The organism is Pseudomonas sp. Sample_20 (assembly GCF_004307585.1).
Lineage (GTDB): Bacteria > Pseudomonadota > Gammaproteobacteria > Pseudomonadales > Pseudomonadaceae > Aquipseudomonas > Aquipseudomonas atacamensis.
Window position 1 is genome coordinate 472,915 of sequence record NZ_RCOA01000020.1, and the last position, 10,691, is coordinate 483,605.

Sequence of the window (10,691 nt, forward strand, 5' to 3'; positions counted from 1 at the left end):
TGATTGGGGGATGCTGCAGAACTCCGTCGACCTGTAAGTGCTTTGCTGAATCCATGATCGACTCGATCTTTCAGGTCGATGTATACCGCAAGACACTTCGGTCGGCCCCCTCTCCCTCCGGGAGAGGGCTGGGGTGAGGGGCTGCTGTTAGACACAAACCTCAACTTCCCCGAGATGCCCGCCATACGGCCCAAAGCTGCGCTCCACCATCCGCCGCGTGCCGTCCGCTCGCACGATCAACGCTGTACTCGCTCGCGTGCCATAACTCTGGCTGGCAATAAACACGCTCGACAGCAACGACTCCGTCGCCATGCCCACCCCGGTATCCGGCAACTCGGCCTCGGGTGCGGTCTGTGCATCGCTGAGCAAGGTCAACAAACGCTCAGGCTGCGGATCATCCAGTACCGCGCTCAACGCCGCCCTGGCCTTGAGCAGTTTCGGCCACGGCGTATCCAGCCCCGCGTTGGATAACCCATAAACTCCAGGCTGCAACATCACCGGCTCTGACGCTCGTGCATTGAAATGCCACAACTCATGGGCATTGCCCAGCAGCAGATTGAACCCGGCATATTCGGCGGCACGACCCGCCACATCGCTCAAATAATCATCAATCGACAGATCGTCAGCAAGAAAGCGCGCCACCAGTTCGCCCCGGGATTTGGTGGCCGGCGGCTGTTGCGGATCGCGAATATTGGTCAGCGCGGCGAAGCGTCTGTTGGCGCCGATCCCCAGCCAGGTGCCGCCAGCCTCAAGATCGCGCCCGGCATGTACGTGCGGCGCCTCGGGCCATTGTGCCAATGGCAGGCTGGGGCGGGCGTAGAACTCGTCGCGGTTGGCCGCGACGATCAGCGGCTGGGCATGGCCCGGGCGCCAGGCGAAAACAATCAGGCACATAAGGTGGTCCTTGTGTGTTTTTTGCCCACTCTACGCATCCGGCGTCCGTGCATCCATCGCCAGTGGAGCAGAACGCTGCGCATCCGTTAACATGCCGCTCCTGTTTTGCCGATGCGTGCTGGAGACGGTCATGGAATTTCTGCTCTACCTGGCGCTCGGCGCCTGTGCGGGCGTGCTCGCCGGGCTGTTTGGCGTTGGCGGCGGGATCATCATCGTCCCGGTGCTGGTGTTCAGCTTCACCCTGCAGGGTTTCGATCAGTCGATCCTTACGCACCTGGCGGTGGGCACGTCGCTGGCGACGATCATATTCACCTCGGTCAACGCCGTGCGTGAGCATCACCGCCGGGGCGCGGTGCGCTGGGCGATTTTTCGCTGGATGACCGTGGGCATTCTGCTCGGCGCCGGTTTCGGTGCGCTGACCGCAGAAGCGATCTCCGGACCGAACCTGCAAAAGATCATCGGTGTGTTCGCTCTGGTGATCGCCGTGCAACTGGCGCTGGATGTCAAACCCAAGGCCAGCCGAACGGTGCCGGGCAAACTCGGTCTGACCGCTGCCGGTACGGTGATTGGCTGGGCCTCGGCGATTTTCGGCATTGGCGGCGGCTCGCTGACCGTGCCGTTTCTGACCTGGCGCAGCGTGCCGATGCAGCAGGCCGTGGCGACCTCATCGGCCTGTGGCTTGCCGATCGCTTTGGCCAGTGCAGCAAGTTTCATGATTCTGGGGTGGCACGATCCGTTGTTGCCGGCCCATAGTCTCGGTTTTGTGTATTTGCCGGCATTGTTGGGCATCGCCCTGACCAGCATGGTCTTCGCTCGGCTCGGTGCGCGTCTGGCACACAGGTTGTCGCCGCGCTTGCTGAAAAGGCTGTTCGCCGCTTTGCTGTTCTGCGTGGGTTTGAGCTTTCTGCTCTGACCGCGTGGCAATCCTGGCTTAATCCTGAGGTGGCAGCGTCGCCCGGGAATTTCGCTTTCAACTCTAACAAGGAGTCGCAATGCTGCCTTACCCGCAGATCGACCCGGTGGCCCTGGCCATCGGTCCGCTGAAAATCCACTGGTACGGTCTGATGTACCTGATCGGCATCGGCGGCGCGTGGCTGTTGGCGTCGCGCCGGCTCAACCGCTTCGACCCGACCTGGACCAAGGAGAAACTCTCCGATCTGGTGTTCTGGCTATCGATGGGCGTGATCGTCGGCGGCCGTCTGGGTTACGTGCTGTTCTATGACCTGAGCGCGTACCTGGCCAACCCGACGCTGATTTTCGAAGTGTGGAAGGGCGGCATGTCGTTCCACGGCGGATTCATCGGCGTGATGCTCGCGGCCTTGTGGTTCGGCAAGCGCAATGGCAAGTCGTTCTTCCAGCTGATGGACTTCGTCGCGCCGATGGTGCCGATCGGTCTGGGCGCCGGGCGCATCGGCAATTTCATCAACGCCGAGCTGTGGGGCAAGGCCACCGACGTGCCATGGGCGATGGTGTTCCCGCCGTTCAGCGATCCGGCGCAGTTGCCGCGCCACCCGTCGCAGCTGTATCAGTTTGCCCTCGAAGGCGTGGCGCTGTTCCTGATCCTGTGGATCTTCTCGCGCAAACCGCGTCCGACCATGGCGGTCTCTGGCATGTTCGCGTTGTTCTACGGCATCTTCCGTTTCATCGTCGAGTTCGTCCGCGTCCCGGATGCACAGCTCGGCTATCTGGCGTGGAACTGGCTGACCATGGGTCAGGTGCTCTGCGTGCCGATGATTGTCGGCGGGCTGTTGCTGATCTGGCTGGCCTATCGTCGCGCCCCGGCAGCGCCGCTCGCGCCGACGGCTTAAACTACGAACCCCGGCGCGCGACGCCGGGGCTCCAAGGACACAGGTAACTCATGAAGCAATATCTCGAACTGGTCTCGCACGTCATAAAGAACGGCACCAAGCAGGCCAACCGCACCGGCATCAACACCATCAGTTTTCCGGGAGCAATGCTGCGTTTCGATCTGCAGGAAGGTTTCCCGGCGATCACCACGCGCAAAATGGCTTTCAAATCGGCCATCGGCGAGATGTGCGGGTTTCTGCGTGGCGTGAACAACGCCGCTGAGTTCCGCGCGCTGGGCTGCAAGGTCTGGGACCAGAACGCCAACGAAAACGCGCAATGGCTGGCCAACCCGTTCCGTCAGGGCGACGACGACCTCGGTGAAATCTACGGCGTGCAGTGGCGCAAATGGCCGGCGTACAAGCAGATCCCGCTGAGCAACACCGCCGCCATTGAACAAACCCTGGCCAACGGCTACAAGCAGATCGCCCAGGGCGAAGAAGATGGCCAGGCCTACGTGGTGCTGTACAAAGCCATCGATCAGGTGCGCCAGTGCGTCGACACGATCATCAACGATCCGGGCAGCCGGCGCATTCTGTTCCACGGCTGGAACGTCGCCCAGCTTGATGAAATGGCCCTGCCGCCGTGCCATCTGCTGTACCAGTTCCACCCGAACGTCGAGACCAAAGAGATTTCTCTGACCCTGTACATCCGCTCCAACGATCTGGGCCTGGGCACGCCGTTCAACCTCACCGAGGGCGCCGCGCTGCTGAGCCTGATCGGTCGCCTGACCGGCTACACGCCGCGCTGGTTCACCTATTTCATCGGCGATGCGCACGTCTACGAGAACCACCTGGACATGCTCAACGAACAGCTCAAGCGCGAGCCGTTTGCCATGCCGAAACTGAAGATATCCGATCGCGTGCCGGAGTTTGCCAAGACTGGTGTGTATCAGCCGGAGTGGCTGGAATTGGTCGAGCCGAGCGATTTCTCGCTGGAAGGCTATGAGCACCATCCGCCGATGACCGCGCCGATGGCGGTCTAGTCACCATTGATCGTTCCCACGCTCCGCGTGGGAATGAATCCCGTGACGCTCTGCGTCACTTTGGACGCGGAGCGTCCATGGCGGCATTCCCACGCGGAGCGTGGGAACGAGCTTCGCCCGTCAGTGGCCGTGGCTGCGGCCCACATGGGAGTGTTCGACTTCGGCCGCGACAACCCCGCCACTCACCTCCAGCCGCTGCAAGATCCCGCATTGATCCGCCTCCGGCCCTTCGCCACAGCGTTGGCGCAGGTCGAGCAGTTGTGTCTGCAACGCCAGTAACCCATCGATTCGCGCCTTCACGTGCTGAATATGTTCGTCGATCAGCGCATTGACGCTCTCGCACTGATCCTGCGGGCTGTCGCGCAGGGCGAGGAGGCTGCGGATTTCTTCGAGGGTCATGTCGAGGGTGCGGCAGTTGCGGATGAAGGTCAGGCGCTCGGCGTGGGCCTGGGTGTAGACGCGGTAGTTGCCGTCGCTGCGCGCCGGTTCCGGCAGGAGGTTTTCGCGCTCGTAGTAGCGGATGGTTTCCACCGCACAGTCGGTGAGTTTCGCCAGTTCGCCGATCTTCATGACGGCCATCTCCAAAAGGGTGCTTGACCCTATAGTGGCTACAGGGTCTTTACTTGGCAACAGGCACCTTCATGGACGCGACCAATGAGTGATTCCCTGCACACCCACAAGCCCGGCGACGGCCACGATCACAGTCATAAATTGCAGCCGGTGCATAAACATTCGCACGGCGGCGATTCCTGCTGCGCTTCGAAAGCTGCGCCGGCCCCGGTTCATTCGCACGAAGATTCCTGCTGCTCGTCGAAAGCCGCAGCGCCTGCCCTGGTGCAACTGAGCGAAAAGACCAGCGCCGACGCGCGCCTGAGCAGCTTCCGCATCGAGGCAATGGACTGCCCGACGGAGCAGACGCTGATCCAGAACAAACTGGGTAAACTGGCCGGCGTGCAGCAGCTGGAATTCAATCTGATCAACCGCGTGCTTGGCGTGACCCACAATCTGCCGGGCACCGAGCCGATCACCGAGGCGATTAAATCCCTCGGCATGCACGCCGAGCCGCTGCAGGCGGGTGTCGATGCGCCGGCACCGGCTGCGGTGAAAAAACACTGGTGGCCACTGGCGCTGTCCGGCCTGACCGCGCTGGGCGCCGAAGTCATCCACTTCACCAGCGCTGCCCCCGACTGGGTGGTGGCGATTGTTGCGCTGGTGTCGATCCTCAGCGGCGGCCTCGGCACCTACAAAAAGGGCTGGATTGCCCTGAAGAACCTTAACCTCAACATCAATGCGCTGATGAGCATCGCCGTGACGGGCGCGATCCTCATCGGCCAGTGGCCGGAAGCGGCGATGGTGATGTTCCTCTTCACCGTCGCCGAGCTGATCGAAGCACGCTCGCTGGACCGCGCGCGCAATGCGATCAGTGGTTTGATGCAAATGACTCCGGAGCAGGCGACGGTCTTGCAGGCTGACGGCAACTGGCGCGAACAAGAGGTGAAAAGCGTCGAACTCGGCGCCCGCGTGCGGGTGAAGCCAGGCGAGCGCATCGCGCTGGACGGCGCGGTGGTCAGCGGCAATTCGACCATCGACCAGGCGCCGATCACCGGTGAAAGCCTGCCGGTGGAAAAAGCTGTCGGCGATAAAGTCTTCGCTGGCACCATCAATCAGGCCGGCTCGCTGGAATACACGGTCACCGCTGCGGCGAACAACTCGACCCTGGCGCGGATCATTCACGCCGTCGAACAGGCCCAGGGCGCGCGGGCACCCACGCAGCGTTTCGTTGACCAATTCTCGAAAATCTACACCCCGGCGGTCTTCGTCTTCGCCTTGGCCGTGGCGATCATCCCGCCGTTGCTCATGGGCGCGGCGTGGTTCGACTGGATCTACCGCGCGCTGGTATTGCTGGTGGTTGCCTGCCCGTGTGCACTGGTGATTTCCACCCCGGTGACCATCGTCAGTGGCCTCGCGGCAGCCGCGCGCAAGGGCATTCTGGTCAAGGGCGGCGTGTATCTGGAGGGCGGTTTCAAGCTCGATTATCTGGCGCTGGACAAGACCGGCACGATCACCCACGGCAAACCGGTGCAGACCGATTACCTGTCACTCGACCCGACGGCCGATGCCAGCGCACCGGCAATCGCCGCCGCGCTGGCCGGGCGCTCCGATCACCCGGTGTCGCTGGCGATTGCCAACGCCGCTGTGGATAAAAACTTCGCCGCGCTGACTGTGGATAACTTCGCCGCGCTGGGCGGGCGGGGCGTCAAAGGTGACATCAACGGCCAGACTTATCACTTGGGCAACCATCGTCTGGTCGAAGAGCTTGGCCTGTGCTCACCGCAGCTGGAAGAGAAGCTGTTCGCGCTGGAAAAGCAGGGCAAATCCGTGGTGTTGCTACTCGACAAATCAGGCCCGCTGGCGCTGTTCGCCGTGGCCGACACGGTCAAGGAAACCAGCCTTGAAGCGATTCGTCAGTTGCATGAACTCGGGGTGAAAACCCTGATGCTGACCGGCGACAACGTCCACACCGCGCAAGCGATTGCCGCCCAGGTCGGGATCGACGAGGCGCGCGGCGATTTGCTGCCGACCGACAAGCTGCAAGCCATTGAAGATCTGTACAAGCAGGGCCACCGGGTCGGCATGGTCGGCGACGGCATCAATGACGCCCCGGCATTGGCCCGCGCCGAGATCGGTTTCGCCATGGCCGCCGCCGGCACCGACACCGCGATCGAAACCGCCGATGTCGCCCTGATGGACGACGATCTGCGCAAGATTCCTGCGTTCATCAGCCTGTCGCGCAATACCGCGAGCATCCTGAAACAGAACATCGCACTGGCGCTGGTGATCAAGGCGATCTTTCTTGCGGTAACCTTCGCCGGGCTCGCCACCATGTGGATGGCGGTGTTTGCCGATATGGGCGTGAGCCTGCTGGTGGTGTTCAACGGTTTGCGCCTGCTGCGCAAGTAAACGTGAGGGATGGTTGTGCTGAGTGCCGAGCTGAAAGCGTTTTACATGGTCGCCCGCCTGGGCAGCATCACGCTGGCGGCGAAAAAACTCGGCCTCAGCCAACCGACCGTGACCACGCAGATTCGTAACCTGGAAAGCCAGTATTCGGTGGAGTTGTTCTACCGAGGCGGCCGCCGTTTAAGCGTCAGTGACGAAGGCGCGCGCTTGCTGCCGATGGTCAAGACCCTGTTGCAGCAAGAGGCGGACATCGAGTTTTTCCTGCGCAACAGTGGGCAGGTCCAAGGCACGCTGCGCATTGCCGCGACGGCGCCGTATTACATCCTCGATCTGGTAAAAACCTTCCGCGAGCGTTTGCCGCAGGTGGAAGTGTCGGTGGAGATCGGCAATTCGCAGCAAGTGCTCGAAGCGCTGGAGGATTACCGCGTGGATGTCGCGGCATCGTCGCAGTTGCTCGACGATGCGCGGTTGATTCGCCGGGTACTCGGCACCGATCCGCTGGTGCTGGCGGTGCATCGCAATCATCCGTTGGCGGCGCAGGAACATGTGACGCTGAACGCGCTGGCCGGGCATACGTTGTTGATGCGCGAGCCGGGTTCGACTACTCGGCGCTTGACCGAAGAGTTGCTGGCCAGCGCCGGGGTCAGTTTCGGGCCGTTGCTGGAGATCGGCAGCCGTGAGTCGATTCGTGAAGCCGTGCTGCGCAATATCGGTATCAGCATCATTGCGCGGCAGGAGGTGCCGCATGATCCGCAGTTGCGCGTGCTGACCATCGAGAATGCGCCGCAGATTCCGGAGTATCTGTATTGCCTGAAGGAAAGAAAGGGCGCGCGGTTGCCGGCGGCGTTTCTTGGCCTGGCCCAAGAGATGTCTCCTGCGTAATGATCGTTCCCACGCTCCGCGTGGGAATGCAGCCCGGGACGCTCTGCGTCCCAAAAGCCGAACGCGGAGCGTCCGATGAGGCATTCCCACGCAGAGCGTGGGAACGATCTGCAGTGAACCAAAATCCTCGAATACCACTATCTGCGGTTTTTGCCTCGTTGCCACATGACGGACGCATTACAGCTCTAGGATTGGCCTCATCCGTTTGCTGAGGTCCGTCCATGAATCCTGCCATCGCAACTGCCCTGACCAACCCCGGCGCGCCGATGAAAGTGCGCGGCGTGCACAAGCGTTTCGGTGCGTTCACTGCGCTGGATAACGTTTCCCTCGATGTCGCCGCCGGCGAACTGGTGTGCCTGCTCGGTCCATCGGGCTGTGGCAAGACCACATTGTTGCGCTGCATTGCCGGGCTGGAGCAGCAGGACAGCGGCGAGCTGTATCTGGGCGATCGCGATGTCTCGCACCTCGCCCCGCAAGCGCGGGATTACGGGATTCTGTTCCAGTCCTACGCGTTGTTTCCCAATCTGACGGTCGAGGCGAACATTGCCTACGGCCTCGCCGGCAGCGGTCGCGATGAAGTGCGCCGGCGTGTCGGCCAGATGCTGGAACTGGTTGGTCTCACCGGCAGTGAGAAAAAGTACCCAGGCCAATTGTCCGGCGGTCAGCAACAGCGAGTAGCGCTGGCTCGCGCATTGGCGCCGGCGCCGTCGCTGCTGTTGCTCGACGAACCGATGTCGGCCCTCGACGCGCGGGTGCGCGAGCATCTGTGCACCGAGCTGCGTCAGCTGCAACGCAATCTCGGCATCACCACGCTGATGGTCACGCACAATCAGGACGAAGCGATGCTGATGGCCGATCGCATCGCGGTCATGAATAACGGCCGCGTCGAGCAGTACGCCACCCCGCAGGAAATCTACAACCGCCCGGCCACGCCGTTCGTGGCCGAGTTTGTCGGTCAGGGCAACTGGCTGCCGTTTCAGCGCAGCAGCGACAGTCACGCCAAGGTTGGCGGGATGAATCTGCGCTTGGCCGAGGGCAGCGTACACGGCGCTTCGGGTCGACTGTTCTGCCGCCCGGAGGCGATCAACGTCAACCCGCTGGTGCACGAAGAGAACCTGTTCCCGGCCAGGGTTCGCGAAATCACTTTTCTCGGCAACCGCTGCCGGATGAGCTTCGAACTCGATCAACTGCCGGGTTATGCGCTGCTCGCCGAACTCGCGCCAGAAGCCATGCCGCGCCTCGGCGCCCAGCAGATCATGGTCGCCTTGCCGCCGCGCAGTTTGCAGGTGTTCGCCTGATGAACAGCAACCTCGCGCTGCCGCTACCGCACAAGCAGGTGCGACAGTCCTCGAAAGCCGAGATCGGCGATCGCCTGTTCGTGCTCGGCGGCAAAGTCCTCCTGCTGGTGTTGCTCGGCCTCGCGGTGCTGCTGCCGTTGCTGGCGATCTTCTGGCGCGGCTTCAGCAACGACGCCGGGCAGGGCGGCGGCTGGCTCGCGGCGAAAGAGTTGGTGACCAGTGCCAATTTCCATTGGCTGCTCGGCAACAGCCTGAAAGTGTCCCTCAGCGTTGCGGCCATTGTCGTACCGCTGGCCTACCTGTTTGCCTACGCACTGCAACGCACGCTGATTCCGGGCAAAGGCATCTGGCGCGGAATCTCCCTGCTGCCACTGATGGCGCCGTCGATGCTGCCGGGGATTGCGCTGGTTTATCTGTTCGGCAACCAGGGCATGCTGCGTGGGCTGCTCTCGGACAATATCTATGGCTTCTGGGGCATTGTGCTGGGCGAGGTGATCTACACCTTTCCCCATGCGCTGATGATTTTGCTCTCGGCATTGTCGCTGGCCGATGCGCGGCTGTTCGACGCCGCATCGAGCATGGGCGCCAGTCCGGCCAAAGCGTTTCGCAGCATCACCTGGCCGGCGACCCGCCAGGCGGTATTCGCTGCGTTCTGTCTGGTATTCACCCTGACCATCACTGATTTCGGTGTGCCGGTGGTGGTCGGTGGCGACTATCAAGTGCTGGCGCTGGAAGCCTACAAAGCCGTGGTCGGCCAGCAGCAATTCGGTCGCGGCGCGTTGATCGGCATGGTGCTGTTGCTGCCGGCGCTGTTCAGTTTCGGTGTCGATGCGTGGTTGCGTCGCCGCCATGGTGACTCGATGAGCGGACGCGCGCAGGTGTTCAAACCGCTGCCGTCCAAGCTGCGCGACGGCTGCTATCTGGCCATTGTTTTGCTGATTTGCGCCGCGCTGCTGCTGGTGTTCGGCATGGCGGTGTTCTCGTCGCTGGTGAAGTTCTGGCCGTACAACCTGTCGCTGTCGCTCAACCACTATCAGTTCAACGAGACCGCCGGCGGTGGCTGGCTCGCCTACGGCAACAGTCTGAAAATGGCGCTGGGCACCGCGCTGATTGGCAGCGTGCTGATTTTCACTGGCGCCTATCTGATGGAGAAAACCCGCACTCAGCGCGGGCTGAACCTGGTTTTGCGCATGCTCAGCTTCGTGCCGATGGCGGTGCCGGGATTGGTGCTGGGTCTCGGCTATGTCTTCTTCTTCAACCTCAGCGGCAACCCGTTGCACGTGCTGTACGGGACGATGACGCTGCTGATCGTCTGCACCATTGCGCACTACCTGACCACCGCACAAATGACCGCGACCACCGCGCTGCGCCAGCTCGATGCTGAATTCGAAGCCGCCGCGCTGTCGTTGAAGGCGCCGCTGTACCGGCATTACCTGCGCGTCACCGTGCCGATCTGCCTGCCGGCGCTGCTGGACATCGTGCGCTACCTGTTCGTCTCGGCGATGACCACGGTTTCCGCTGCGATCTTCCTTTACAGCCCCGACACCATCCTCGCGGCGGTGGCGGTGCTGAACATGGATGACGCCGGCAACGTTGGCGGCGCGGCGGCGATGTCGACCCTGATCCTGTTCACTTCGGCCGGCGTGTCGCTGTTGCTGGCGTGGGCTTCGCGCGGCCTGTTGCGCCGTTCCCAGGCCTGGCGGCAAACCGCGCCAGGTCACTGATTGCAAACCCGATCAACTCATCTACAGGAAAACGCTCATGTTCAAGCCTAGTCATGGGCAACCGCTTGCAGCGCTTCCGGTGTGATCGCAAAGCCCCAGCTGGTG

At 62.3% G+C, this 10,691-nt stretch carries 9 protein-coding genes; 7 read left to right on the forward strand and 2 right to left on the reverse strand.

Annotated features, from left to right (window positions below; genetic code table 11):
- Window positions 1–147: 147 nt before the first annotated feature.
- Complete coding sequence (locus D8U70_RS05890) at window positions 148–894, reverse strand: NRDE family protein (RefSeq protein WP_071172189.1); 747 nt, start codon at window positions 892–894, stop codon at window positions 148–150.
- 130 nt (window positions 895–1,024) lie between these two features.
- On the opposite strand from D8U70_RS05890, the gene D8U70_RS05895 reads away from it, so the two are divergent.
- The 3 genes from D8U70_RS05895 (at window position 1,025) to D8U70_RS05905 (ending at window position 3,724) form a co-directional block, all read left to right on the forward strand.
- Window positions 1,025–1,807: a sulfite exporter TauE/SafE family protein gene (locus D8U70_RS05895; RefSeq protein ID WP_016772682.1), complete on the forward strand. Its 783-nt coding sequence runs from the start codon at window positions 1,025–1,027 to the stop codon at window positions 1,805–1,807.
- Between the two features lie 79 nt (window positions 1,808–1,886).
- Window positions 1,887–2,702, forward strand: a complete 816-nt coding sequence (lgt, locus tag D8U70_RS05900) for a prolipoprotein diacylglyceryl transferase (RefSeq protein WP_016772683.1) — start codon at window positions 1,887–1,889, stop codon at window positions 2,700–2,702.
- Between the two features lie 50 nt (window positions 2,703–2,752).
- Window positions 2,753–3,724, forward strand: coding sequence for a thymidylate synthase (locus D8U70_RS05905; protein ID WP_073471007.1), 972 nt, complete (start codon window positions 2,753–2,755; stop codon window positions 3,722–3,724).
- Window positions 3,725–3,844: 120 nt separating this feature from the next.
- Here D8U70_RS05905 and cadR read toward each other — a convergent pair whose 3' ends face one another.
- Window positions 3,845–4,294 (reverse strand): Cd(II)/Pb(II)-responsive transcriptional regulator, encoded by a 450-nt coding sequence (cadR, locus tag D8U70_RS05910; protein WP_130928467.1) that lies wholly within the window; start codon window positions 4,292–4,294, stop codon window positions 3,845–3,847.
- Window positions 4,295–4,378: 84 nt separating this feature from the next.
- On the opposite strand from cadR, the gene D8U70_RS05915 reads away from it, so the two are divergent.
- The 4 genes from D8U70_RS05915 (at window position 4,379) to D8U70_RS05930 (ending at window position 10,586) form a co-directional block, all read left to right on the forward strand.
- On the forward strand, window positions 4,379–6,685 hold the full coding sequence (locus tag D8U70_RS05915) for a heavy metal translocating P-type ATPase (RefSeq protein ID WP_130928468.1): 2,307 nt from the start codon (window positions 4,379–4,381) through the stop codon (window positions 6,683–6,685).
- 15 nt (window positions 6,686–6,700) lie between these two features.
- Window positions 6,701–7,564, forward strand: coding sequence for a LysR family transcriptional regulator (locus D8U70_RS05920; protein ID WP_038861192.1), 864 nt, complete (start codon window positions 6,701–6,703; stop codon window positions 7,562–7,564).
- A gap of 221 nt (window positions 7,565–7,785) precedes the next feature.
- Window positions 7,786–8,862 carry a putative 2-aminoethylphosphonate ABC transporter ATP-binding protein gene (locus tag D8U70_RS05925; RefSeq protein ID WP_130928469.1) on the forward strand — a complete coding sequence of 359 codons (1,077 nt, stop codon included), beginning with the start codon at window positions 7,786–7,788 and terminating at the stop codon, window positions 8,860–8,862.
- Entirely contained in the window at window positions 8,862–10,586 is a 1,725-nt protein-coding gene (locus tag D8U70_RS05930) for a putative 2-aminoethylphosphonate ABC transporter permease subunit (RefSeq protein ID WP_130928470.1), read from the forward strand. The genes D8U70_RS05925 and D8U70_RS05930 overlap by 1 nt, the downstream gene beginning before the upstream one ends.
- Window positions 10,587–10,691 lie beyond the last annotated feature (105 nt).

What these genes read in the sequence shown, in the direction of transcription:
- cadR (WP_130928467.1), bottom strand. Translation starts at nt 4,294, where the DNA reads ATGAAGATCGGCGAACTGGCGAAACTCACCGACTGTGCGGTGGAAACC.
- D8U70_RS05895 (WP_016772682.1), top strand. Translation starts at nt 1,025, where the DNA reads ATGGAATTTCTGCTCTACCTGGCGCTCGGCGCCTGTGCGGGCGTGCTC.
- D8U70_RS05905 (WP_073471007.1), top strand. Translation starts at nt 2,753, where the DNA reads ATGAAGCAATATCTCGAACTGGTCTCGCACGTCATAAAGAACGGCACC.
- lgt (WP_016772683.1), top strand. Translation starts at nt 1,887, where the DNA reads ATGCTGCCTTACCCGCAGATCGACCCGGTGGCCCTGGCCATCGGTCCG.
- D8U70_RS05925 (WP_130928469.1), top strand. Translation starts at nt 7,786, where the DNA reads ATGAATCCTGCCATCGCAACTGCCCTGACCAACCCCGGCGCGCCGATG.
- D8U70_RS05915 (WP_130928468.1), top strand. Translation starts at nt 4,379, where the DNA reads ATGAGTGATTCCCTGCACACCCACAAGCCCGGCGACGGCCACGATCAC.
- D8U70_RS05890 (WP_071172189.1), bottom strand. Translation starts at nt 894, where the DNA reads ATGTGCCTGATTGTTTTCGCCTGGCGCCCGGGCCATGCCCAGCCGCTG.
- D8U70_RS05930 (WP_130928470.1), top strand. Translation starts at nt 8,862, where the DNA reads ATGAACAGCAACCTCGCGCTGCCGCTACCGCACAAGCAGGTGCGACAG.